General features: G+C 42.1%; 26 protein-coding genes. 5 read left to right on the top strand and 21 right to left on the bottom strand.

Features of this window, described 5'->3' with window-relative positions:
- The first annotated feature begins 115 nt into the window (after nt 1-115).
- Entirely contained in the window at nt 116-562 is a 447-nt protein-coding gene (locus tag O0550_RS03805; RefSeq protein ID WP_022584357.1) for a MarR family winged helix-turn-helix transcriptional regulator, read from the top strand.
- Nucleotides 563-574: 12 nt separating this feature from the next.
- On the top strand, nt 575-1,843 hold the full coding sequence (locus O0550_RS03800) for an MFS transporter (RefSeq protein ID WP_258425657.1): 1,269 nt from the start codon (nt 575-577) through the stop codon (nt 1,841-1,843).
- Between the two features lie 59 nt (nt 1,844-1,902).
- On the opposite strand, the gene O0550_RS03795 is transcribed toward O0550_RS03800, so the two are convergent.
- The gene (locus O0550_RS03795; RefSeq protein WP_003336812.1) at nt 1,903-2,286 is read right to left on the bottom strand and encodes a YhjD family protein; all 384 of its coding nucleotides are present in this window, start codon (nt 2,284-2,286) and stop codon (nt 1,903-1,905) included.
- Entirely contained in the window at nt 2,283-3,518 is a 1,236-nt protein-coding gene (dinB, locus tag O0550_RS03790; protein ID WP_003336811.1) for a DNA polymerase IV, read from the bottom strand. The genes O0550_RS03795 and dinB overlap by 4 nt, the downstream gene beginning before the upstream one ends.
- Nucleotides 3,519-3,586: 68 nt before the next feature.
- Here dinB and O0550_RS03785 point away from each other — a divergent pair, with 68 nt between their 5' ends.
- Nucleotides 3,587-3,844 (top strand): hypothetical protein, encoded by a 258-nt coding sequence (locus O0550_RS03785; RefSeq protein ID WP_217992972.1) that lies wholly within the window; start codon nt 3,587-3,589, stop codon nt 3,842-3,844.
- The gene (locus tag O0550_RS03780) at nt 3,804-5,093 is read left to right on the top strand and encodes a hypothetical protein (RefSeq protein ID WP_258425656.1); all 1,290 of its coding nucleotides are present in this window, start codon (nt 3,804-3,806) and stop codon (nt 5,091-5,093) included. Before O0550_RS03785 ends, O0550_RS03780 begins: the two co-directional genes overlap by 41 nt.
- Before the next feature lie 272 nt (nt 5,094-5,365).
- Here O0550_RS03780 and recG read toward each other — a convergent pair whose 3' ends face one another.
- The 13 genes from recG to O0550_RS03715 form a co-directional block, all read right to left on the bottom strand.
- A complete protein-coding gene (gene recG, locus O0550_RS03775) occupies nt 5,366-7,420 on the bottom strand; it encodes an ATP-dependent DNA helicase RecG (protein WP_101668716.1) in 2,055 nt (684 codons plus the stop codon).
- Complete coding sequence (sdaAA, locus tag O0550_RS03770; protein WP_003336806.1) at nt 7,413-8,303, bottom strand: L-serine ammonia-lyase, iron-sulfur-dependent, subunit alpha; 891 nt, start codon at nt 8,301-8,303, stop codon at nt 7,413-7,415. The genes recG and sdaAA overlap by 8 nt, the downstream gene beginning before the upstream one ends.
- Nucleotides 8,304-8,400: 97 nt before the next feature.
- Nucleotides 8,401-9,066 (bottom strand): L-serine ammonia-lyase, iron-sulfur-dependent subunit beta, encoded by a 666-nt coding sequence (gene sdaAB / locus O0550_RS03765; RefSeq protein ID WP_003336805.1) that lies wholly within the window; start codon nt 9,064-9,066, stop codon nt 8,401-8,403.
- A gap of 93 nt (nt 9,067-9,159) precedes the next feature.
- A complete protein-coding gene (locus tag O0550_RS03760; RefSeq protein ID WP_050816494.1) occupies nt 9,160-10,317 on the bottom strand; it encodes a Ger(x)C family spore germination protein in 1,158 nt (385 codons plus the stop codon).
- Entirely contained in the window at nt 10,301-11,410 is a 1,110-nt protein-coding gene (locus O0550_RS03755) for a GerAB/ArcD/ProY family transporter (protein WP_035318526.1), read from the bottom strand. The genes O0550_RS03760 and O0550_RS03755 overlap by 17 nt, the downstream gene beginning before the upstream one ends.
- The gene (locus tag O0550_RS03750; RefSeq protein ID WP_003336802.1) at nt 11,394-12,944 is read right to left on the bottom strand and encodes a spore germination protein; all 1,551 of its coding nucleotides are present in this window, start codon (nt 12,942-12,944) and stop codon (nt 11,394-11,396) included. Before O0550_RS03750 ends, O0550_RS03755 begins: the two co-directional genes overlap by 17 nt.
- 326 nt (nt 12,945-13,270) lie before the next feature.
- Nucleotides 13,271-14,008 carry a YheC/YheD family protein gene (locus O0550_RS03745; protein WP_003341531.1) on the bottom strand — a complete coding sequence of 246 codons (738 nt, stop codon included), beginning with the start codon at nt 14,006-14,008 and terminating at the stop codon, nt 13,271-13,273.
- Nucleotides 14,008-15,135, bottom strand: coding sequence for a 2-aminoethylphosphonate aminotransferase (locus O0550_RS03740; protein ID WP_258425655.1), 1,128 nt, complete (start codon nt 15,133-15,135; stop codon nt 14,008-14,010). Before O0550_RS03740 ends, O0550_RS03745 begins: the two co-directional genes overlap by 1 nt.
- Nucleotides 15,135-16,298, bottom strand: a complete 1,164-nt coding sequence (gene aepY / locus O0550_RS03735; protein WP_258425654.1) for a phosphonopyruvate decarboxylase — start codon at nt 16,296-16,298, stop codon at nt 15,135-15,137. Before aepY ends, O0550_RS03740 begins: the two co-directional genes overlap by 1 nt.
- Before the next feature lie 20 nt (nt 16,299-16,318).
- Nucleotides 16,319-17,206 carry a phosphoenolpyruvate mutase gene (gene aepX, locus O0550_RS03730; RefSeq protein ID WP_258425653.1) on the bottom strand — a complete coding sequence of 296 codons (888 nt, stop codon included), beginning with the start codon at nt 17,204-17,206 and terminating at the stop codon, nt 16,319-16,321.
- A 258-nt stretch (nt 17,207-17,464) separates the two neighbouring features.
- Entirely contained in the window at nt 17,465-18,322 is an 858-nt protein-coding gene (locus O0550_RS03725; RefSeq protein WP_003341536.1) for a DegV family protein, read from the bottom strand.
- An 18-nt stretch (nt 18,323-18,340) separates the two neighbouring features.
- Nucleotides 18,341-20,068 carry a DAK2 domain-containing protein gene (locus tag O0550_RS03720; RefSeq protein WP_258425652.1) on the bottom strand — a complete coding sequence of 576 codons (1,728 nt, stop codon included), beginning with the start codon at nt 20,066-20,068 and terminating at the stop codon, nt 18,341-18,343.
- Nucleotides 20,069-20,080: 12 nt separating this feature from the next.
- Nucleotides 20,081-20,446 carry an Asp23/Gls24 family envelope stress response protein gene (locus O0550_RS03715; RefSeq protein WP_003336793.1) on the bottom strand — a complete coding sequence of 122 codons (366 nt, stop codon included), beginning with the start codon at nt 20,444-20,446 and terminating at the stop codon, nt 20,081-20,083.
- A 229-nt stretch (nt 20,447-20,675) separates the two neighbouring features.
- On the opposite strand from O0550_RS03715, the gene rpmB reads away from it, so the two are divergent.
- Nucleotides 20,676-20,864, top strand: coding sequence for a 50S ribosomal protein L28 (gene rpmB / locus O0550_RS03710; protein ID WP_003341540.1), 189 nt, complete (start codon nt 20,676-20,678; stop codon nt 20,862-20,864).
- Between the two features lie 280 nt (nt 20,865-21,144).
- Here rpmB and spoVM read toward each other — a convergent pair whose 3' ends face one another.
- The 6 genes from spoVM to O0550_RS03680 form a co-directional block, all read right to left on the bottom strand.
- Nucleotides 21,145-21,231: a stage V sporulation protein SpoVM gene (gene spoVM / locus O0550_RS03705; protein ID WP_035292591.1), complete on the bottom strand. Its 87-nt coding sequence runs from the start codon at nt 21,229-21,231 to the stop codon at nt 21,145-21,147.
- Nucleotides 21,232-21,254: 23 nt separating this feature from the next.
- On the bottom strand, nt 21,255-21,431 hold the full coding sequence (locus tag O0550_RS03700; protein ID WP_022584347.1) for a hypothetical protein: 177 nt from the start codon (nt 21,429-21,431) through the stop codon (nt 21,255-21,257).
- A gap of 226 nt (nt 21,432-21,657) precedes the next feature.
- On the bottom strand, nt 21,658-22,374 hold the full coding sequence (locus O0550_RS03695) for a thiamine diphosphokinase (protein WP_003342786.1): 717 nt from the start codon (nt 22,372-22,374) through the stop codon (nt 21,658-21,660).
- Between the two features lie 459 nt (nt 22,375-22,833).
- Nucleotides 22,834-23,556, bottom strand: coding sequence for an amino acid ABC transporter ATP-binding protein (locus O0550_RS03690; protein WP_003336789.1), 723 nt, complete (start codon nt 23,554-23,556; stop codon nt 22,834-22,836).
- The gene (locus O0550_RS03685) at nt 23,549-24,208 is read right to left on the bottom strand and encodes an amino acid ABC transporter permease (protein ID WP_031309001.1); all 660 of its coding nucleotides are present in this window, start codon (nt 24,206-24,208) and stop codon (nt 23,549-23,551) included. Before O0550_RS03685 ends, O0550_RS03690 begins: the two co-directional genes overlap by 8 nt.
- A 67-nt stretch (nt 24,209-24,275) precedes the next feature.
- A complete protein-coding gene (locus O0550_RS03680; protein ID WP_258425651.1) occupies nt 24,276-25,088 on the bottom strand; it encodes a transporter substrate-binding domain-containing protein in 813 nt (270 codons plus the stop codon).
- Between the last annotated feature and the right edge of the window lie 479 nt (nt 25,089-25,567).

Raw genomic sequence — 25,567 nt, 5'->3', positions numbered from 1 at the left:
GTCACTGCTTTCTTTTTCCATTTTTTACTTATACAAAAAGTACAGATATTTACAAGAATAGTTGTCTTACATATAATTGTTGTAGCAAGTATTTTTGAAGAAAGGAGGAGCCCCTTTGACCAAACAAATTGTTTCGGAGGACTCTATCGGCTTTATGCTGGGGCAGACCTACCGCAAAATCGTTTATCTGCTCTCTTCACGCTTAAAGGATTTTGACATTACGACGGAGCAATTTTCCCTTCTGTATCAATTGGATAAACAAGACGGGATCAATCAAAAAGAACTAGCACACCGTACATCTAAAGATCAACCAACAACAACCCGAATTTTAGATGCACTGTATAAAAAAGGCTTGATTCACAAAAAAACGTCTGAAAATGATCGCCGCGCTTTTTTGCTTTTCTTAACCGATGCTGGCAAAGAAATGGTCAAACAGACACTCCCCATCGAGCAACAAACGATTCAGGAAGCACTCCAGAACATCTCGGATGCTGATCTAGCGTTTATGAAACAGCTTTTACAACAAATGAGTGAGAATGCTCAAAAACAGATAGAGTCTTAGGAGTGGTACGTTTTGATAGGAGAACAAGAGAAACTTTGGTCTAAACAATTTATATTGTTAACAATTTGTAATCTGCTGTTATTTCTTAATTTACAAATGATCCTTCCCGCTTTTCCGGCCTATGTGAAAGAAACCTTCTATGCTAATGATTTTACGATTAGTCTAGTAACAAGTCTTTTTGCCTTGTCTGCTATTGTGACACGGCTATTCGCAGGTGAGTTGTTAAAGCGGGGAAAGATCACTTTCCTATTATTCACGGGCTTAGCAATTGCTGCTCTCTCTACAGCCGGCTATTATTGGTGCGGAACTATTGCTGTCTTGCTTGTTATGCGCGTTTGTTACGGGATTGGCTTTGGGATGTCTAGTACCACCTTTCCCACAATGGTTTCTCATGTCATTCCCATTCGCCGTATGGGAGAAGGCATGGGTTACTTCGGTTTATCTACCAGCCTAGCTATGTCTATCGCACCAATGATTGGATTATGGGTATTAGCAACGTATGGCTTTGGTACATTAACTGCCTCTTCTACCCTATTGATTTTATTGATCTTCCCTTTGCTGTACCTCGTTTTACCCAAGCAACAATCAATAGCAACGGAAAATGCTGAGTCTATTAGACAAACGGACCCTAAGACGTTCACTACGCAATCCACGTACAAAACCATATCATCCAATAGTAGCTCTTCCTTTTTGGATAAGAACGTCTTGCTTCCTTGCCTGTTAAATCTGTTGCTATCAGTTACCTATGGCGGCTTACTGAGCTTTTTGGCCTTATTTGGAAAAGAAATGCAAATTGACAATGTAGGTAACTTCTTTTTGTTTAATGCACTAGCGATTCTGTGTATTCGTCCGCTTTCTGGCAAGATTTTTGATCAAAAAGGGCATGTAGCTGTTTTGATTCCAGGTGCTTTATTGGTAATCGCTGGTCTGCTTTCTCTTTCCTTTACGACTGGTATGATCGGTCTAATTGGTTCGGCTGTGTTGTATGGACTCGGTTATGGAACTCTCCAGCCTTCCATGCAAGCGTGGATCATTAAGGAAGTAAGTCCAGATAAGCGAGGAATGGCTAATGCTGCCTTTCTCAACTCGATTGACTTAGGAGTTGCCATCGGTTCTATGTTGCTCGGCGTAGTAGCAGCTAGTGCCAATTATGCAATCATGTATCGCATCTCTGCTTTAGCCATGGTGACCTATTTGCTCATTTATTTATTCTTCTTAATGACACGTGGAAAACGTATGAAAAGAGAGCTAGCCAAGCACGCTGAGAACGTAAAAATGTAACCGTAGCGAGTAGGATCATGCACGCCAGATGGTAGTGCATACAACGCTGGTATCATTCACTAGCGACCGTTTCCTGCATCACCTTGTTGCGTCTCTCCCGTCAGCCATTGTTGGACGCGCTCCTGACATTCTGCCCGCAATAATTCGGGGGAATAGAGGAATTCGTGTACATAGCCGTTCAACCGAACCTGTACGCGATATAAGCCTTCTTTGGTCTGTGCGCCAATCACCTCGCATCCTCTGTCTAGTAGGGCTCTGCGCAGATCATGATGTCTACGCTCTGCCCAACGTGACAGATGCTCTAATAAATGGATATAGGACAGAGACAATGGAATCTGTCGCAAAGTCTGCTGATCCACCATCGCTACTTTAAATAACAAGCCAAATAAAATAGATTCACGCACATGCTCCTGCCACTCGGGTGGCACGGTTGACTGGCTCATTTATAATGTCCTCCAATCTTGTGTGCCCTCTCCTTCACTTGACCAGCCGAGAGTATCGATACTGCGCGCATAATCGCATCATTGCCAAAGCGAGATCGAATTCCATCCATGGTGTAGGCAAGAGAACGCTTTTTCATTTTGTCTTCAAATAAGCTAAGCTGACAAACATCATCCGGGGTCAATTGGCCAATCTGAACGCCCACGCTACGTACTGGAGACTGCTCCCAATGACGCTCAAACAATTCTAAGACAACAGCATAAATCGTCATCACATCATTGGTTGGCTCCAGCATTTTCATCTGTCGAGAAAAACCTGTTGGTACGTCAAAATCCGCCCCTCTGCATCCTACAGCTACGACCCAGCCCATTAGTTGCTTGCTTCTAGCCCTTCTACACACTTCTTCACATAACTCCAACAAAACCACCTTAATCTCTTCCGCTGTATGATAGTCACGTGGCAATGTCATATGATGACCGATCCCCTTCTGAACATCATGCGCCTGAACCGATACAGGTGACTCATCAATGCCATGTGCAGTCCGCCACAGCACCTCTCCATTTACTCCAAAACGTTTCATCATGACATCAAGCGATGCTTCTGCTAACTGACCAATTTTGTACATTCCCATCCGATGAAGATGCCGCTTCATCCGTGAACCCACACCAAACAGCTTGTCGATCGGTAACTGCCACAGCGTTTCAGCCAGCTCCTCTTTTTTTAGCCAAAAAATCCCCCCTTCCTGCTTTTTAGCCATATCGCAAGCCATTTTAGCCAGCACCTTATTTTCGCCAATTCCTACTCGGCAGACTACTCCTGTCTCCATGAGAACACGCTGTCTAATCCTAGTCGCAATCGCTTCTGGATCATTCCCAAATAATCGCAGGCTCCCCGTAATATCAAGGAACTGTTCGTCAATCGAGAAAGGCTCCACTAAATCGGTAAAGGACTCAAAAATAGCCGTAATGTGCCCCGCTACCTCTAAATAACGCTGCATGCGGGGGCGTACTACCACAAGCTGGCGGCACTTTTGTTCGGCTTTCCACAAGGGCTCTGCTGTAGTCACACCATATGCTTTCGCTAACGAACAAGCAGCTAGTACCACACCGCTCCGTCTCTTCGGATCACCAGCCACCACGACAGGTTGATCACGCAGTTCTGGATTAGCCGCTTTCTCAACGCTTGCATAAAAGCTTTGCATGTCAATTAGAAAAATCACCCGCTTCTTGTTCACCTCAAACACCCCTATCGAACATACATTCCTGTCGAATAGTATACCAAACACTTGTTCCTATTTATACTATGAACCAGGAGGTAATTTTATACAGGAATGAAGCACTTCAGCATGAGAAAATAAACGGAACAATTGGAGATGCTGCTACATGTAAATGGAGTAAACCAGATCAGCAGAATCAGGTTAGCTTTTGCCTAGAAAAAATTCGAGCCGAGGTTGATCGGTATACGTTTCCCGTGAAACCTTCCAAGCAAAATAACGTACTTACTATAGAGGTGATTAAGAGTGGACAAGCGCATACAGGAGATTATTACGGCTACAAGTGAAAAATTTGGCCTTCAAACGTATCACTTACATACGAGCCGTTTATCGACAACCGTGGATTTGATTCGTGGCACAACCTATCAATTGAACATGGAATGGTTTGTAAACGGAGTAACAGAACGTACGGAGGATGATGTAAATCCACCCGGTACGGCCGTAATTGAATATGATATTAGCTCCAAACGCTATAAAAGTGTTATTTTTGTCGGTGGAAAAACTTTTTCTACAAGCTCTACACGCTTTTCAACCCATTCCGAAATAATAGAGTGGATAGAAGCAGAAACAGGCCTACGCCATGCCGAACAGTTCATTCCAAGCGATCGGACACACTCCTCCACCATCCATCATTTTAAAGCCTGCCATAATGGGATTCCTCTTGCCCCAGGTGGAATGATAACAGTAGAGCATAATGATAAAGGACAGCTTCTTTCGTTTACAGTAGGTGGCGTGTTTCCTATAAAAGAAATGATAAAAGAGGAGCCTTATGCATTGGCCCTAGATACAGATGTCATACAGATCGCAAAGGAACAGGTTAGCTTAATCGAATTTCCTTCAACAGAGCAAAACAAATGGATTTTGGCTTATGCACTTGAGGAAATTTATATAGCCCATGATTTATCAGCAACTTATCCTTTTGAATTTATGATAGATAATCGTTTTTGCTTGAAGGTTGACCATGTTTTTCATTGGGTCACACCATTAACGCTAACGTATGAGGAACAAAATCCTTTCCTATTTCAGAATCAGCCGGAGGTGTCTGCCAAGCAAGCATTTGCTAATGAACCACACCCAGATATGCTACCTATTACACGGGAAGAGCAGCAGCAGGCTATTCATGCAATCTCCGACTTTTTGCGTTCTATGTACCCAACAGAGTCAGGACAGTGGAAGCTAACCCATCTATATCGGCAAAACAGCTACATTCAGGCTGTACTCCGGCCTGTTTCTAGTCCCACTAAATTGATCTCACCTAAAATCACAATATTCTTAGACCCGAAACAACTGCAAATCGTCTCGTATTTTGATAATCAGCTCTTTTGGAAAGAGGTACATGGAAATCTAACGCAAGCTGAGCCCGTCACCATTGACAAAGAACTTGCCTTCGAACGGCTTAAACAGCATCTTACTCTGACGCCCACGTATGTGTTGCATCCAGAAAGAACCCATTATGTATTGTGTGGAAAGCTAGATTGCCACTATGGAGTGCTAGGAATAAATGGTGACGTTATTTTATTAGATTCCATCGATTAGAACGTGCCTTGACCACCTATTACCACACTAGTTTTTCTAAACAAGAATGTGTTCCTTGAACATACGTACATCAAAACGATCCGTATTTCCGCCGTTTTCCAAATGAAAGCCCCCTCACCCTTCTAACATTAAGAAGAGTGAGGGGGCTTCTTACATCGTCCTAAACAAACGTGTATTCTTATTCGAAATCTTTTTATCATCCTAGCAAAGTAAAAAAATCAAAATCATTTGCATCCATATCAAAAGGAGCAAGCATAGCCATTTATACTAGTCTAATCTAAAACGGTACCATCCAGAATTCCCTGCTCTCGCAAATAGGAGCGTAAATATTCATACGCAGGCTCTGTCCAGAACTCATCCTTATTGACCATAACCGCTGCTTCCTGACGAGCTACCTCTAACGCTTTATAGTCGCTTAGTAAATCTGCTACCTTAAAGTCAGGAACCCCGCTTTGCTTAGTACCAAAGAAATCACCTGGACCACGTAGCTCCAAATCGCGTTGAGACAGTTCAAAACCGTCATTGGTTTCGCACATGACACGCATCCGTTCTTTTCCAACCTCTGATTTTGGATCGGCAATAAGTACACAATATGATTGATCAGCCCCACGACCGACACGTCCACGCAACTGATGCAACTGAGCAAGACCAAACCGCTCAGCATCATAGATGACCATAAAGGTTGCATTCGGCACGTTTACCCCAACCTCTACTACGGTTGTAGAAACAAGAATTTGAGTCTTTGCACGAGCAAACGATTGCATGACCTCATCCTTCTCTTTCGATGGCAAACGCCCATGCATCAAGCCTACCTGATACTCCTGGAAATACATGCTTAATTGCGCATGTACATCAATCGCATTTTGAACGTCCAGCTTGTCGGATTCTTCGATTAAAGGACAGATTACATACGCTTGGCGACCTTGTGATAATTCTGCTCGCATGCGTTCTAGCACTTGATGAAACTGCTCGTGCTTAGCCCATGAGGTCTCTACTGGTTTACGTCCAGCCGGCATCTCATCAATTACAGAGACATCCATATCGCCAAAAGCCGTGATTGCCAACGTACGTGGGATCGGTGTAGCTGTCATGAATAAGACATCTGGACAAAGCCCCTTGTTGCGAAGGACACGACGTTGTTCGACCCCAAAACGATGCTGCTCGTCTGTTATCACCAGTCCCAGCTTAGAGAAAAATACATCGTCCTGAATAAGTGCATGCGTACCAACTACTACATCCAAGCTTCCTGATTGCAAAGTTTCAAGCAGCTCACGTCGTTTTTTGCCTGTAACAGAGCCTGATAACAGCGCAATCCGTAGTCCCAATGGCTCCAATAAGCCTGTTAATGAGTGCAAATGCTGCTCGGCCAAAATTTCGGTGGGCACCATTAAAGCCCCTTGAAAACCAGCTTTTACTGTAGCATACAAAGCAATAGCTGCTACCACTGTTTTACCGGAGCCTACATCCCCTTGCAATAAACGATTCATTGCATAGGGAGCCTGCATATCATCAAGCACCTCTTTTACCACACGCTTTTGAGCTCCTGTTAACGGAAACGGTAGGGAACGTACGAATTCTCGCACCAGCTCCAGCGGAATGGCTTGGGCAATCCCCTCTGTTTGCTGACGTGTTATCCGTCGAAATGCCTGCATTTTTACTTGAAATAAAAAAAGCTCCTCAAACATAATACGGCGGCGCGCTTGATGACCTTCTTGTGCATTGCCTGGAAAATGGATCAGCTCAATTGCTTCATGACGCGGCAATAAACGATAACGTTCTACTAGTTCCGGAGGCAGAATCTCAGGAATTAGCTTGCCGTATTTTTCAAGGGCATGCTGAATCGTTTTGCGTAAAAATAAAAGATTAACTCCCGCACTTAACGGATAAACCGGGACGAGATCATTACGTTTCTTGGCCCGCGGTGAATCCTTTTGTGTCATTTCACTCACGGTAATTTGTAGTTTATGCTTGTCCCATTTACCTGTAACTACGATCTCTTTACCAGTAGATAGCTGTGTTTTAACATACATTTGGTTAAACCAAACAGCCGTGACAACTACACGATCCATGACAAGCTTGACGCTGATCCGCGATTTCTTTTTGCCAAAAAAGCGAACAGAGGGCTCGCCGTAGACTGTGCCTACAAGAGTAACCCTCTCCTCATGCTTCACTTCAGTTAGATCGCGAATACGATAATCCTCATAACGCGATGGAAAATACTCTACTAAATCCTTGATGCTGTATATGCCAAGTGCCTCTAAATCTTTAGCCCGCTCGGCTCCAATGCCATAGAGATTGCTAACAGGACCAGCTAATAAATCAATCATGCTGTTTCACCGGCACACCAAAGATTTTCGCCTCAATTGCACGGCCTGTCTTCGTATCCGCCAACCCGCCTTGTGCCGTTTCCTTCAGGGTATTTGGCATGCTACATCCGATACGATACATCGCTAAAATTACCTCATCAGTAGGGATCACACTCTTAATGCCCGCCATTGCCATATCGGCAGCTACGGTTGCGATAGCGGCCCCCATTGCATTACGCTTCACACAAGGAACCTCAACCAATCCTGCCACCGGATCGCATACTAAGCCAAGCATATTCTTCAAAGCGATAGCTACCGCTTGTGCTGATTCCTCTGGTGTACCTCCAGCCATTTCAACGATCGCTGCCGCTGCCATCGCTGTAGCAGAGCCTACCTCCGCTTGACACCCACCGGCTGCTCCTGAGATGAAAGCATTGTTAGCAATGCAATATCCAATCGCTCCCGCTGTAAAAAGGTAATTCACCATTTGCTCGCGTGTTGGATTTAGTTTTTCTGATACAGCAAACAAGGTTCCAGGAACAATCCCACAGGCACCTGCTGTTGGTGTGGCAACAATCGTCCCCATCGCTGCATTTACTTCATTAACAGCCACAGACATGCTTACCGCGTTAAGTAGCGTCTTGCCAGATAAAAACGGCTTTTCTTTCATATATTGTTGCAGCCTTTTAGCATCTCCACCAGTCAAACCACTATATGAACGAATGTCCTCGGTCAATCCCCGTTGCACCGCTTTTTCCATCACATCCAGATTGCGATACATCTCTTCCATAATAGACTCACGAGATCGCTCAGAAAAGTTCATTTCTGCCTCAATCATGATTTGAGAAATGGGTTTCCCTTGTGATTCCGCCAGTTCCACTAATTCTGCTACATTGCGAAACATGGACCTCAACTCCTTTTGCACTTACCTTCCAGCTCTATCTCTATTCCATAAAGGGCTTTATTTTTCACGACAATATCCAATTAAAAGCAGCTCCAAGCTACACAGTAGGTAGCAACAATACCTGCTCAATGGACGACAGTTTTTCCATCTCCTGTATTGTAGCCTGATCAACCAGCGTATCTAGCTCAATGATCATGAGAGCTAAACTGCCTCGCTCCCGTCGTGATACCTCCATAAAGCCAATATTGACACGATGCTCAGCCAAAACCTCGGACACCTTAGCAATCATACCGAAACGATCCTCATGGAAAACCAATAATGTAGGAGCGCTTGCTGACAATGTTAATTGAAACCCATTGATTTCAGTAATCAGCATTTTGCCCCCGCCAATGGAAATTCCAACAATCTCTACACTATCCTGCTCATCTGAGAGCTTAATCCGAGACGTATTCGGATGCTCCGTCTGTAGCTCTGAGGTAGTTAGGATCACTTCAATTCCAAAGTCTTTGGCTATTTGGATGGAATCTTTTAATCGTAAGTCACTTGTATCAAAATCAAGGATTCCTGCCACAGTCGCTACATCTGAACCATGACCCTGATAGGTTTTTGCAAAAGAACCATAGAACGTGATTTCCGCCTTCTTTGGTTGCCTCCCAAATAAAGTGCGAGCAACGCGTCCAATTCGAGCCGCTCCTGCTGTATGTGAACTGGATGGCCCAACCATCACGGGTCCAATAATATCGAAAACGCTTTTAAATTTCATTTGAGCAGCCCTCGCTCTCCCAAAAGTCTCGTACACCTTATTGTATCGTAGGTTAGGGAAATCGGCTACTTCTAAAAACACATGTTACTCAATCTATTCGATTACTCCTCGGCTTTCTATATTGATAGTCGGCAGGATATTCACCCGTGCTTTTGAAAATTGAGCAGGCCACTGATCTTGGATTTTTTTCCAATGCGGATACTGATACGCTCTTGCATACCATCCAAACCCGAATGGGTCCAATTTTTTTTGTTGTACCTTTTTTATGAGCGTCTCCATTTCAGTTTTCATTTTATTTTCTATGAAATGTGCCAGCTTATCCTTTTCTTTTTCCAAATCAATCGGTAAGGTTCGTTCAATAACTCGGACGTCCATTTCCAGATGAACCGTAAAAACAAATTGATTATCCTGATAGGAGGTTTCTATCTTTGGTTTTAATCGTTGAATATTCACTGTCACAAAGCCTTCCTTTTTCGCTTTACCTGATGACTGACCTTGCGAAAACGAAGCTGTTGGAACTGCTATGGTATAAGAGATCGGAATTTTGGCTTTCCGCTGTAGCATTAGCAGATACAAATTCTCTCGACGATTCAAGGACAAATGCTGTCTTCCTTCTTTGTCTAAGAGAGCCGCTCCCAATACGACGATCCCATTCTTATCTTTTTTTACCTCCGCGATAGCCGGTGTGATTCCCTTGTCATATAGCAATGTATGAAATTTTTGAAGAGTAGTTTCTATCCCTTGATTAAGCTTGGCACTATTTTGAAGAGAATCTGTAATATAGCGAGGCAGGATGGATTTATCCGGGAAATTACTATTTACAAGATCAGACATGGAGCCTTTAACTCCTACCATCACCATATTCGCCACATTTTTAGAATCACGAAAGGATACATCCAGATCAGGAACAATTCCCTCCTTTAACATTGCCTCCCCGAACAGTAGAACCTGTACTTTTCCTACAACTACCTGTCCTTGAGCCACACTGTTGAACACGTCCTTCGCTTGTCGAACAGTGTGTGCTTTTGCTCCATAGACAGCATATTTCTTTTTTGCATCTTTATCAAAGATCGGACTCATTTCATAGACTAGTATTTGGTTGTCAGGGGTCCGATCCATGGCATAAATCAGCGCTAAATTAATATCCTCCACAAGAACCTGATCTCCACAGCCGCTTAAGCCGAACAAACAGGCACATGCACCCATGCAGCTCAGTAGCTGTGACACTTTACTTTTACCCCGCTTTTTCATTTAACTGTCGCCCCCTCCATCGGCTAACCAGCATGGTATACAATAAAAAGAGTACTGGAAACGCAAATACCGTGTAATAGCCCATCCATTCCCACGAATTCTTCCAAAACGTAATACCTGTATACGATGGCTGATAAAACAGGTAGCTAAGCGCATAGATAAGTAAGATAGTGTAAGGCATCTGCCAATCCGTTTTATGAAACAGTTGCGAAATATTCTCCATCGCGAAAAAGAAGTAAGGGATGACAGACGTGGAAAAAATAAAGATATAAAAGGAAAGATAAACGATCTCAAAACGCTCGAGAAAAGAAAACCGAACCGGCTTGACCAAGGTGAGCGTAGGCCAAATAAATTTTGTAATTTCATCTGGGCTAAAAAAGGTAAAGCAGCTAAACGTAATTTGCAAATAGACGAGCAGCGTAATTGTATTTGCAATGATGACCCCTTTGACTGCTTGCTTTTTATTCTCCAAATAAGGATAAAACAAAAAGATCCATTCAAAGCCTAAGAACGCTAATATCGTTGTTTTCACTCCATGTAAGATAGGCATCCAGCCCTCTTTAAACACTGGCAGCAAGAAAGTAAGATGACCATTCTTTAATGAGAACAGCAAAATTAGAGGCATCCACAAAGTAAAGAAAAATACGAACACCTGATATCGGCAAATTAGGCGAATGCCTCCTCTTAGACCAATGTAAGTACAAAAGAGAAAGAGAGCAACTATCAGAAATGTCATTGTATTAGGTAATACCCATTCTTTTATAATATAGATGCTCGTATAAAAGATCGTGATAGCCCCAAGCAAGGAATATAGAATCCAGACCACCATGATTGATTTCCCCAAAAAGGAGCCTACATAGTAAATCAACACATCGAGCATCGTTTTATTTGGATGCTTAGACATAATCCCGATGATACAAAGACTGATAATAATCGTACACAAGTATCCGATAATAATAGAAATCCACCCATCAGTGCCAGCTACACGAGACAAATCTGCTGGTAGATTCAAGATGCTAGTACCTAGCTCAATTCCGCTGATCGTTAAAATAAATTGCAGGAGAGAAATTTTCCGATCACTCAATTTTCTCATGATGTTCACCATTCCCTCTGCCATTGTCTCCCTGTCGATCAACCTGCTTTGGTTTAAGCTCGATTGGCCGTTTCTTCATCATCCACACTGGTAAACGAATGAAGGTATCTTTTAGTTCGGAAAAATGCAAGGGTGAAAAGGAAGCACCATATGGTGTACCTAACGATTCCAATGAGAGCAGATGCAGAATAACGAGCATAAGCCCCCAAATGATACCCACCATCCCAAATAAAGAAGCAGCCACCATCATAGGAAACCGAATCATACGAACTCCAGCCGACATCTCCAAATTCGGAATGATAAAGGAAGCAATCGCTGTCAAAGCAACTACAATCACCATGATATTACTGACCAAACCAGCTGATACTGCCGCTTGCCCTATAACGATACCGCCTACAATACCAATGGTTTGTCCAATAGGAGCTGGCAATCGTAATCCGGCTTCACGGAGCATTTCCAATACCATTTCCATAATAAATGCCTCAAGAATTGGCGGGAGCGGCACTCTTTCACGCGATTCTCCAATCGTCAAAAGCAAGGGAAGCGGTATCAATTCATAATGAAACGATACAGAAGCAATATAGATCGCAGGAGCCAAAATTGCGATAAAAAAAGCAACAAAACGCAACAGGCGAATAAAAGAAGCAGCAAACCATCGAACACTATAATCATCTACGGTTTGAAAATATGAAAAAAAGGTCATGGGAGCCACTAACACTCCTGGTGACCGATCCATGATGATGACGACTCTACCTTGCAGAATATGGGAGGCTGCTGTATCTGGACGCTCTGTCATAGAGAATTGAGGAAAAGGAGTAAATGCTCGATCCTCCAAATATCCTTCTAGTTCTCCTGTATTTAAAATAATATCGACTGTAAGCGACTCTAATCTTTTTTCAAGCTCGTCCAAAATCTGAGGATTCGTCACATCCTCCAAATACAAGAGTGATACTTTTGCTCCACCGCGTTCTCCAATGGTATGTTCCTTAACCTTCAGCTCCCTGCTAGGAATGTAGCGCCGAATCATAGAAATATTGGCATTCGCTGTCTCGATAAATCCCTGGTGAGCACTTTTAATCGCTGATTCAATCTGCGGCTCCTGAATAGCACGCTGGGGCCAGCCTTGAGCCTCTATAAGAAAAGCCTGAGGAAACCCATCCATAAATATAATGCAGCAACCATGAAACAAGGACTCCTCAATCTCAGCCCATAAATTAATTTGTTTGATTTTGCCTACAAATAATACAGATTCCATTTGTTCAGGATATACGGTTTCAGCAACCAACAAGGGATGAACAATATCTCGATTCACAATGGTTTTGTCAATCAAACCATCTAAATAAACCAATAGTGCCTTCTCTCCTGTTTTTAAAGGAAGCTCACGCATAGTCAAATCCGGAATTCCAGAGAATTTCTTCTCTAATTGATTCAAATTGCTATACATCGAAGAGTCAATACAGGCAGAATCTGAAGTCTGGCTTCCTCCTGCCTTCTGTCCCTGTCTGGTTGTCCAATATCGTTGGAAGAATGACATGACCTCACCTTTTTATTCAATGTGAACCTCTGCGTTCCAGTTTGCTGTTGTAGCCTGTATATGTATGGTTTGCCAAAAAGGGAATAGAGATTCTCATATAAAGGGAAAAAACAATACCGAAATATCCCGAACATTAAAAATGAATAGGATTCCATGGGCGCACCTGCTACATCAGCTTGTCTTAGCATACTTTAATATCCCAGCAAAATAGGTAACCAACGTGACAACCATTCATTCATAAAAGATTGCCACGTTTACGTTACAAGAACCTTACTATTCTAATATGATCCATTGAAAAACCGATCCTTTACTTCCAAAGTCCCTACTTATCTACCCTTTTGATATGCCAAAATTCGATACACCATAGCTTTATCACCCAGCTTGCGGAAGTGAGAAATAGCCGGATAATGATTTGTTTCAATAATCCATACCTTCCCCTTCTTATCCAATCCCATATCCATTCCATAGGTACGATGCGATGGAAATGCTACTCTTAGCCTTTTTGCGGACATTAAAGCCACCTGTTTAACATTAGAGAGGAGAAGTTGATTCGAATGATTTTTAAGTGATGATTTTTGAAGTGCCCTTTGAACGTGCAGCATCTTTCCTTTACTCCTAGTATTATTGGTGACGAAATAACCTTTGCCAGCTACTTTAGCTGCTTTGGCAGTAACTTTCCACGAATCAGAATATCTTCTGCGCTGTACAATGATCCGCATATCAAAAGGACGTTTACGGATTGTAGCAAGGGAAATTCGCCGTTGAATCATATAAGCAGTCGATCTTATCTTTTTTTTGATGTAGCGATAAGTCCGTTTTTTCCCTTTGATGGTCTTCCTTTTATTTTCACTGTGTATATTAAATTTACGATCCCCTAGTGAAGATACTTGAATGACGCCCGCCCCTCCCCTTCCCCTGACAGGCTTTAGAATCACCTTTCCATACCGATTAATCAAATCCCAAAAGGCGCTTTTTGACATCCGTTGTGTTTCCGGCAAGTACGGTGCTAAACTTTTTGATCGTTTTAAAAATAAATATTTTGACCATTTATTTCTTGCTCTCATTAGGCATCTTCCTTTGCAAAAGGATAACCAATGGCTTGTAAATAACTTTCTAGGATACTCAAAAAATCCTCAATATCCTTATAGGTAATATCCCCAATATTTGCCACCCGAAATGTTTTTGAATCTGCAAATTTCCCAGGATAAATGGTAAAGCCTTGATCGTATAAATAATCGTGCATTTCATTGAAATGGTATCCGCTACAATCAGGCTCAACGATGGAAGTAATGATTTTGGAATGATGCTCCTTTGGAATAATATAATTCAAATGAAGCCTATCCATGCCTTTGATTAATGTTTCCCACGATTTCACATATCTTTGGTATCTTCTCTCTACCCCCTCTTCTTTCAATTCGTCGATCGCTTGCTTTAGTGCATAGAAGGTCTGGACAGGAGGAGTAAAACGCATTTGACGGGACTCACAAAAAAACTGATATTGTTCATAGAGACGTAGGTAATAATTTTTGGGCTTATTGTCCCGGATACGTTCCAATTTCTTTCGATTGGCAACGACAAATGCGACACCTGCAAAACCCTGTAGATTTTTATTAGAGCTTGCAGCCAAAAAACTGATATTCATTTTGTCCATTTGAATGGGAACGGCCGCATATGAGCTCATTGCATCCACAATCATATCAATATGATATTTTTCGCAAATGGCTCCAATCGCTTCAAGATTGTTTAAAAGACCAGTAGACGTTTCGTTGTGAACTACGGCTAGGTGGGAGATTTTTTGGCAGGAATTTTTGATCGTGTTTTCTAGTGCAACTAAATCGATTCCATCATCGTGAGGACTAGTGAATTCGAGGAGGGGCAGATTGTAGGCTTTGGCAATTTCACATATGCGCTTTCCGTACGCACCATTGTTAATGACAAGTACAGCATCATCGCGCACAACAGAACTAATAATAGCTTCAACAGCTGCTGTACCGGACCCGCCAAACAAGACCGTCGTGTAATCCTTCGTATCAGCAACCAACTGGGTAAGCTCTGTAGATACAAATTCCAATAGGTCACCAAATTCTGTTTCGCGAGGACAAATATCAGGAACTACTTGAGCGTATTTCACACTATCCGTTGTTGTGGCGGGACCGGGATTCAATAAAATATTTCTCTTCACGATCTGCATCAGATATCCCCCTTTCCAAAACGGGATACATTGCTACTTGCAAACGCCTGTAGCCTCTCTTTTACTTCATAAGGCTTTATTTTAGGGCGACCAAGCTGCTCCATGGAACCTTTGGCAATTCTCAAATAGAGAAAAGTAAGTCCTTTCGTTTGTTTCCATTCTCGAATGGAGGCTTCCAATTCCTTCAAGCTGTGAATGTAGGTGGATGTCAGATACCCGCAGGCGGAAGCAATTTCTACAAAATCAATCGTATGCGATACGGTGCTTTGTCCACCCGTAGAATCGTGGGCATGATTGTCGAGTAGAATGTGGAGCATATTGTCTGGAGCATAGTACCCGTTTGTAGCCAGACTCCCCATACGCATCAGCATGGAACCGTCCCCGTCAATAACAATAATCTCTTTATCCTTTTTGGTTAGGGCTAGACCGAGTCCTAGAGAGCTAATGCATCCCATAGAGCCAACCATGTATAAATTATTGTTAGCATCTTCAATTTCATACAGTTCCCGTCCCGTTTTTCCAGTTGTGGCAAGCTGAATTGTTTGACTATCTTTTAGTGCGTTAATAACCTCCAGCGCTTCTGAACGTTTTGGAACAGCATCCTGTTTATCTTTTTGCTTTTTATATAGATTGCCTTTCCCAGAAGGCTCTTGATTGAACAGCTTAACCTTTTCAAAGGTTTTCTTTCTGACAACAAAGAAAAAAGACTGATTCGCTTCCACATATTCATTAGCTCGGTTAATCTGCTCCTTCGCTTCTTCTATATCGACCGATAAAAATTCCCATTTTACTTGCATTAAATCCAGAAGCTGTGTCGTTATTTTGCCCATTAATTCATGCTGTGGCTCATCTTGAATCCCTTCTTCTCCTCTCAAACTGACAAATCCAAGAACTGGAAGACGAAAAGGATAATTGAGTGATACTAAAGGGGAAACAGCATTGGTCAGACCGGAATTTTGCATAAAAACAACTGCCTTTTCTCCTCCTAACGCTACTCCAGATGAGATAGCTATAGCTTCGCCTTCATTGGTAGCCCCCACATACGTACATTCATTTTTGACATAGTTGATAAAATCCTTTAGAAACGAACAAGGAACTCCACAGTAAAATTGGAATCCCCGCTTTCTCAATTCATTAACAAACAGATTCGTATTTAGCACCATTAATCATCCTTTTTTTACATCTAGGATTTAAGTCCGTTTCCAGGGAGATATTTCTTTTCCGCTTCCTTTAATTCATCCGCATTCTGTAGATGGAACACATCGTCTAACGTTGCCAAATTCTCTTCCACCTGAATGAGGCTTTTCTGTTCAAAGATTTGCTTCGAGGTTTGCTGCATAGCAACAATTGAAGATCTCAGATTGTGATTCGCCCAGATGACCATACTCACACCCAATTCTTCAAATTTGTCCACCGGTGTTTTGTAATATTTAGTCGGTACGATCACAATAGGATGTCTAAACGCCCATTCTTTCATGAAAGCATCAATTTCTGTGACATCGGATCTTTTACTGTGGATCAGAATAGCATCCGCTCCCGCTTGTCGATAAGCTTCAGCTCTTTGTAAGGATTCTTCTAGCCCCCACCCTGCAATGAATGCCTCTACTCTTGCCACAACAACAAAATCCTCATCTGTTTGACTATCCTTCATCGCTTTAATCTTTCCACAGAACTCATCAATATTGGCAAGCGGTTGCATTTCACTTTTGATAAACGAATTGGTTTTTGGAAAAAGCTTATCTTCAATGCATACACCCGCTATGCTCCTTTGCTCTAATTTTTTTACCAATCTCCTTGCATTATTGAAGTTTCCATAACCCGTATCGCCATCTAGCAAAATTGGTACAGAAGTAGCATCACTCATAAACTCTAATACATCTAGCACTTGGGTCCAGGACGCCTCATTGTTGTCCCTCACACCCAGTGAAGCCGAAATGGTCAAACCACTAGCCCAAATTCCTTTAAAGCCACAATTCTCTGCAATTTTGCCTGATAATCCGTTATGAGCTTCCATTAAAAATTCAATTTCTTCAGAACGAATGAGCTGCTTTAATCGTGTTGTTTTTTTCATAAGGACCTCCATTCCATTTGGAGTCTAACTATTTTTTATCTTTATCTTATGAATAATTATAGGACGTGTGCCAAAATGTTTCGTTTATAATGAATTCATCATATGCTCATCTGCTGGATATCAACCCCACTCTCTTATTTGTACGAATGCAAAACAAAAACACCTTACCTAATCGCTATTTGCACGATTCAAGCAAGGTGTCCCTTATTCTCTTGGTTTTTCGTGAACCTTTATTCACAATAAAATGTTGTGTTATTCCTACTCTTTTACCATTGCGCAGGCAATTCCGCCTGGTCCAATATGTGCTCCGATAACAGGACCAATTTCGGATATATAGGTTTCAATTACCTGGAATTCCTGAGCGACCCGCTCTTTTAACGCCTTTGCTTCTTCTAACGCATTTGCATGCAGAATGGCTACCTTTACTCTTGCATCGGCAGCATAGGATTTTAGTTCATTCAGCATCCTAGCCACTGCTTTTTTATTGCCGCGTACCTTGTCAAAGGCGTACACAGCACCATTTGCATCTAGCGACAGGATCGGCTTAATGTTTAAAAGCGAACCAATAAATGCGGAAGCGCGACCGATTCGACCGCCTTTTTGTAAAAACTCCAAAGTGTCGATGATAAAGAAATTCTGCATTTGCTGAATCATCCGGTCCACTTCATCCAGAATTTGTTGTTTAGAGCATCCTGCACGCGCCATTTTAGCTGCTTCAACAACAAGGAGTCCCTCAAACATAGCACCCTTCTTCGAGTCAATAATCGTCAAGTCTAGGTCTTGTTCGAGCATTCCCTTGCCAATAACAGCGGATTGATACGTACCCGATAACTGACTGGACAACAAAATAGCAATAATGCAAACATCCGCACCATGCTTCTCACTAATTTCTTGGAATTTTTGAGAGAACTCTACTGGTGATGGCTGAGATGTTCTTGGAAATACGTCGGACGAACGTAAACGCTCAAAAAACTCAGCAGAGCGTATAGTGATTCCATCCAAAAAGGTTTCAGCACCAAAGCTCACCTTCAAAGGAACGATCTCAATACCTAGCTCTGTAATCAGAGCTGGATCAATATCTGACGCACTATCCGTAACAATTACAATAGGTGACAACGTAACATTACTCCTCTCCTACTCGACAGCAAAAATGAAAGGATAAAGTGGTTGTCTACCAGAAAGGATCTCAACTTCCACATCCTCAAATAAATCCGCTAGCATTTCCTCTAGTAGGGCCCCCTGCTCTTCGGAAGCACCTTCACCATAGATAATTGTAACCAGCCCTGTCTCTTCATCTACCATGTTTTTCAAAAGCTCCATAGCACTGTCCATCATGTCTGCTTGTGCTGTAATGATGGTTCCTTCGTTGATTCCAATAAAGTCACCCTCTGCAATTTCGACATCCCCCATTTTGGTATCTCGAACCGCATGCGTAACCAGCCCTGTTTTTACCTGCTCCAGCGCTTTTGTCATCATTTCTTTATTGCTCTCTAATTCTTCTCCGCCATTAAATGCTACCAACGCTGCCATCCCTTGTGGCACACTCTTCGTCGGAACAACAGCAACAGGTACACTTGCCAATACAGCCGCCTGTTGTGCAGCCATGATGATGTTTTTATTATTTGGTAGGATAATCATTTTTTCAGCGTGAAGCTCTTCAATAGCCTTTACCAAGTCTTCGGTACTTGGATTCATGGTTTGTCCACCTTGAACCACTACTTGTACTCCTAAGCTTTGGAAAATCTCCGCGATTCCGTCTCCTGCTGCTACCGCAATAATTCCATAAGGTACTGGGAGCTCTTGCTCATCTTTGATTGCTATAGATGCTGATTCAGCCTGTACTTCTTCAGAAGTCACGTGAGCTGTTTCTTCACGCAGGATATTAGAATGCTGTTCACGCATATTATCAATTTTAATTCGATGTAGTGAACCGAATTGCTGTGCATAGTTAAGCACATTTCCTGGGTGTTCAGCGTGAATATGTACTTTTATGACATCCTCATCAGATACAACCAGCAATGAATCTCCCATTGTATCTAATTGCGCACGGAACGTGGCTTCCGCAAAAGGCTTTTTATTCGCTTCTGTACTTCCGGTCAAATACACCATGAACTCCGTGCAATATCCATACAGAATGTCTTCTGTTTTTAATTGAGATTGAGCGCTATGCTTCTCTTCAACCAGATCATTCATATTCTGTAACGTAGTAGCTGTGCCAGGCATCTGTTTTTGCTCAACAGCCTTCTCACCATGCAAGGCACGAACAAAGCCCTCGTAGATGTAAACCAATCCTTGCCCACCGGAGTCAACAACGCCTACCTCTTTTAAGACAGGCAGATATTCAGGGGTTTGGCTTAGAGTAAGCTTTGCCTGTTCAAAGGTTTTGTCCATCACAGTAAGGATGTCATCCGTCGTCCGAGAGATTTTAACAGCCATTTCAGCAGCTTCACGTGCTACCGTAAGAACAGTACCCTCTACTGGTTTCATTACCGCCTGATATGCTGTATCCACGCCCATTTTTAATGCATCTGCAAACGTGCGAGCATCGATGGTTTCCTTACCTGCCACCACCTTGCTAAATCCACGGAATAATTGAGACAAAATAACACCTGAGTTTCCGCGGGCCCCCATTAAAAGTCCTTTTGCCAACGCCTGAGCTGAATTACCGATGTGTGCAGACTCTTTACGGGAAAGCTCTTCTACACCAGCTGTAAACGTAAGATTCATATTTGTACCAGTATCGCCATCTGGAACAGGGAACACGTTTAAAGCATCTACTATTCTGTAGTTCGTATGCAGGTTATTGGCGCCTAGATAAACCATCTGACTAAATTGCACGCCATCAAGACGCTTGTGTACCACTACTTTTCCTCCTTACAGTTCACGGTCTGTTCTGACCCCTTGGACATATATATTAATCGCCGATACCTCGACTCCTAGCGTTTGTTCGAGTGTATATCGCACACGGCTCTGCACATTGCCAGCCACTTCAGAAATCTTTGTACCATAGCTCACAATAATATGCAAATCTAAGCTAACATCGTTATTCTCATTGCGAACAACAACGCCTTTACTCAAATTATCCTTTTTTAGAAGTTCTGCAATTCCGTCCTTTAATGCTTTACGGGAAGCCATACCCACCAATCCAAATACTTCCATGGCGGCCCCGCCAGCAATTCGAGCGATTACTTCCTCACTAACATCAATTTTTCCAAGAGGTGTATTCATTTCAACTGGCATTTCAGGTTCCTCCTTTTACAAAAGACCAATCCGTATAATGGTATATCTTGTACTTCACCCCATTCTACTATAAGTAAAGTGCGATTTGAAGGTTTTTTCATTTGTCGAAATAGCCACAGGGAATTTCCTGTCAAGTATTGCAATTGACAGCTTGCTATGATACTATGGATCAAGCTGTTCTTATGCCCGTATTGGGCTTGTTTAATAGCTTCAAGGGAGGTGGATGTAAATGTCACGTAAATGTTTTGTTACTGGAAAAACAGCGAAAGCTGGTAATGCGCGTTCTCACTCTATGCGTGCTAGCCGCCGTACTTGGGGTGTTAACGTTCAAAAAGTGCGCATCCTTGTTAACGGGAAACCAAAACGCGTTTATGTAAGCACTAGAGCTTTGAAATCTGGTCTTGTAACTCGCGTATAACTCAGCAAAGGCTGAGCTAGAAGCGAATCAATTTGTTTGATTCGTCATAGAATGGGTCTGTCCGGTCTTTGACTAGATACGACAACGTTGCACTTACATGTAACATGTAAAAAAAGCACCTTTCATGGGTGCTTTTTTTATTTACTATTATTATCCCCTAAGATGGGAATCATCATAAATACCAAGGCATCCACCTACCAAAAAATACAGGGTGAATGCCTGTTTAAAATGCTGATGGGCAATCGAATGTCGCCTCTCATCTGAGCCACATCCTCAGCGTTTACTTGGCTTTCTTATTGAAAGCTTCAATCATGGCGCGAACCATACCACCTAGAATTTTCGGCAACTTGATCGTATAGAAACGCATCTTGACCCCTCCTTACTCCGGAATTACTTGTGATGAAATAAAAACCAGCCTGTTGCTATGAGTGCTGTTCCCAAGATGGCATACCACACCCAGAGGGGCATCGTATTCAAAATGAGGATAAGTCCACCCACTCCAAAAATGACTCCGAGAACGCGCTTGATTGCCATCCCCTGCTTCACGTGAAACGAGCGAAAACTCATACCAGGTCGCACCCCCCTTAGGCTTATTCCGTAATAAAGCTATTACATACATATTCCGAAGAGGGTCAAACATATGTCCAGTATGCCGGGGAAAAATAGAAAAACTTCATCACGTAAGAACAGTACCTGCCTACCTGATATGTATATGCGTCCAAAGTTCATTTGTTGCTAGTTTTTCTAGAAAAATCAATAGCAGCAGGTAAGAATCCAAAGCCTGTGTAAAGATTTAACAATCTCGGGCTGCGATCACAAATAAATCCCCTGATGCACGTTCTATTTTGCCATATTCACTTGCCCATTCATTACTAATCCCAATAGAGGAGCCAAATGCAATAGTCGCATCGGTCAATGGATAAGCAAAGCCTGTTAAATAAATGCCGGTCACCTCCTGCGAAGCTGGCACTAAGGACAGAAATTCACCGGAGTGTCCGCGAAGATTGACGTTTGGAAAATGATCGGATAACAGCATGACACGATTTTGTCGATTAACAATCTCCATCCAGACACCTTCACGATGCGCTTTTTTTAACAGTGATAAATTGGCAAGCGAATGATCCAATCTACTACCTACCGCCCCATACATTATGATCTTGAAGCGATGATCTGGATATAAATGCACGACACCATCCTCGCTATCTAGTGTAGCACCTAAATCACGCAAATGCTCTCGTGCCGCCTCCATAGCGATCTCTACGGCAATTTCCGTGTCAGTGGCATTCTTCATGGCGGAGAACTTTTTAATAGCAATACCTGCCTCCTGAAGCAGTCTAAGCCCCTCTTCCTGAATGGTATCAAAATCCCCCACGGCAATATGCGGGATCATCCCTCCTTCTAGTAAAGCAATCGCTCCCCCGTCCACTCCGATTAATAAATCCTCTCTCTCCAACTGCGGCAGCATATCGAGGTCTCCACCTGTGCAAATATGTATAGTAAAATCAATCATTATGCTTACATTCCTTTCTCCAGTACGTGCCTCTTAGTAGTTTTTTCATATCAAATTGTTTTAGCTCATTTAGGAAGCTACTCTATATTGTACGGTCGCTCCTAGGGGAAGTAAACGTAAGCCTAGTATAAAACCATTGAATTTATGTAGAATCTCAAACACTCCAATTTCGTACTCTTTGTCCTCGACATGCTAAAATAAGAGCCCTCTATGTTTCCTCCTTTATACAGAAGAATTCCATCTATATATACTATATATTCCCCCTTCATTCTATTTGTTTTCTAATCATACGCATACGGACAATATATCGGAATACCAAAAATGTCCCATCAAAAATCACTACTTTGAATACTACATTACCAATGCATAAACATGAATAAAATTGAGTTTCGACACGAAAAAAGGTGCTGTCCAATAGGGACAACACCTGCCTTTTACACTGCTTTTTATTTCGGCTTTTTATAATACTTTTTCCAAAAACTGACGGGCACGTTCACTTGTTGGATTTGTGAAAAACTCCTGCGGGGAGGCATCCTCAATTAGCAACCCGCCATCCAAAAACAGTACACGATCTGCCACTTCACGAGCAAAGCCCATCTCATGTGTAACAATTGCCATTGTCATACCAGAGTTCGCCAGGCTTTTCATAACTTCTAAGACCTCTTTGACCATTTCTGGATCAAGAGCAGACGTGGGCTCATCAAAGAGCATAATCTCTGGTTCCATTGCTAAAGCTCGCGCAATCGCAACGCGTTGCTTTTGCCCACCTGATAAGCTACTTGGATAGACACCTGCCTTATCAGCCAGCCCAACGCGTTCCAAAAGCTCCATTCCCTTTTTCTCCGCAACCGCCTTTGTTAATTTTTTTACCTTGATTGGTGCGTAGGTCAGGTTTTGCAGGACCGTCATATGTGGGAACAAATGAAAGTGCTGAAACACCATTCCCACTTTCTGCCGAATCTCTTGGATGTTTCCCTTCGAGTTGGTAATATCCATCCCGTTGATCATTACTTGTCCCTTTGTAGGCTCCTCTAGCATATTCATGCAACGTAAGAATGTAGATTTGCCCGAACCAGATGGCCCAATAATAGCAACTACATCCCCTTTTTTAATGCTGGTACTGATTCCTTTCAGAACCTCCAGTTTCCCGTATGCTTTATGCAAACTTTCAATTTTAACCATTACGACGCAGCCTCCGTTCTAGCCATGTAGACAGTAGCGTTAAAATCATAACCAAAATATAGTACTGTAAGCCTGCAAACACTAAAGGCTCAAAATAAATATACAATTGACCCTTGACGACATCTGCACGACGCAAGATTTCCGCCACTCCAATAACGGATACTAAGGATGAGTCCTTAAGTAAGGTAATAAATTCATTCATAATGGCAGGTAAAATGTTACGAATCGCCTGAGGAAAAATAATATCCTTCATCATGCGAGAGTAAGGAACCCCTAATGCCTTAGCCGCTTCCCACTGCCCCTTGTCTACAGCCAAAATTCCAGCGCGCATGGTCTCTGACAAATAGGCTGCGGAATTCAAGCTAAAAGCGAGAACCCCAGCAAATAAAGCTGGAATCTGATAATCCGTTAATTGCGGAATGGCATAATAAATCAATAAGAGCTGAACCAGCAATGGTGTACCACGAAAAATACTTGTATAAAAAGCAGCAAATACCTGTAAAAATTTGCTATTGGATATTTTGCATAGGGTTAGGATTGTGCCCAGAATAAATCCGAAAAAAACCGATAAAACCGTAAATTGTAAGGTAATTCCCATACCCTCTAGCATGTAGGGTATATGTGGTGTAAGCACTGAAAAATCTATTGGTATGCTTGTATTCATGTTTTATGTTCACCTCTGCTTCATCATCTTGCCCTGTAAAAAAAGCAGACTGGGATTATTGTCCCAGCCACTTTTTAATCAGTTTGTCCATTTCACCGTTTTCTTCCATCTTTTTCAAGATTTCATTAAACTTTTCCACATGTTCTGATCCTTTTGGGAAAGCAATTGCGTAACCTTCTGTATTATTTGTTGTCATAACCGTTGATTGCAAACCAGGGTTTTTCTCCAGGAAGCCTTGGGCGATGGTATTTTCTACAACTGCCGCCGCAGATCGACCCGTAACCACCTCTTGAATGATTTCTCCCATTTTATTTAAGGAAACCACCTCAACCCCAGTAACCTCTTTCGCAATCACTTGAGCGGCCTTTTCTTGCATAGAGCCAATTTGAGCGGCTAGCCGTTTACCTGATAGCTGTTCTGGCTTGATAATAGGCGAGTCTTTTTTACTCACTAATGTATTTTTTGCTTCATAATAATTATTGGAGAAATCTACATTCTTCTTACGCTCAGGTGAAGTGGACATCCCCGCCATTACGAAGTCTGCTCGTTTTGATTGAAGAGCAGGAACCAGACCATTAAAATCTGTATCCACTACTTTTAATTCATAACCAAGTTCCTTTGCAATATAAGTAGCAATATCGATGTCCATCCCTACAATTTGGTCATTGCCATCCTTTGTTTCATGGAATTCATACGGATAGTAATCCGCTGACGTGAACATCGTTAAGGTTTTAGCCGCTGCTTGATCTGTGTTTTTGTTAGCTGCATTTCCACTGTCCTGACTAGCAGAACCACAGCCTGTTAATAAGGAAACAGATAATAAAGTAGATAAGGCAATTGCTGCAAATGATTTTGTAGATTTTCTCATAATAATACCCTCCTGTATGAAACACCGATGATCTACGATGTGTGTAATCCAATTATTTACGAAACACTGAAAACTTATATTTATAATACCATATGTATAAAAATAAGAAAGTAAAATTTAATAATATTTTTTAAAATTTCATAAATAAACAGTGCGTATCTAACCATAATTCTTGTCCTATCAGCTTACTTCAAATAAAATCTCCGTATAGTGTGCGATCAAAACTAATCATCTATTCACATATATTCGCCTTTATAACCTGCTTAAAATCAGTATTTATACATTTTTCCGGCTTTTATGCATTTTTTATGCATAAATATATGTTCTTTATTAGGTCGCCAAAGACAAATATACATGTAAAAATAAAATGCGCACCTTTAATCTTTAAGGTACGCATTCCTATTATGGATTCACACTGTAATATTTACATAGTCTTTTCATTCTTTTTTACCTATAGTCTTAAACGAATCCAAAAGCTC

It is taken from the genome of Brevibacillus halotolerans (genome assembly GCF_026891775.1).
GTDB classification, from domain to species: domain Bacteria; phylum Bacillota; class Bacilli; order Brevibacillales; family Brevibacillaceae; genus Brevibacillus_B; species Brevibacillus_B halotolerans.
This window is presented reverse-complemented; position numbering and strand designations above follow the sequence as displayed.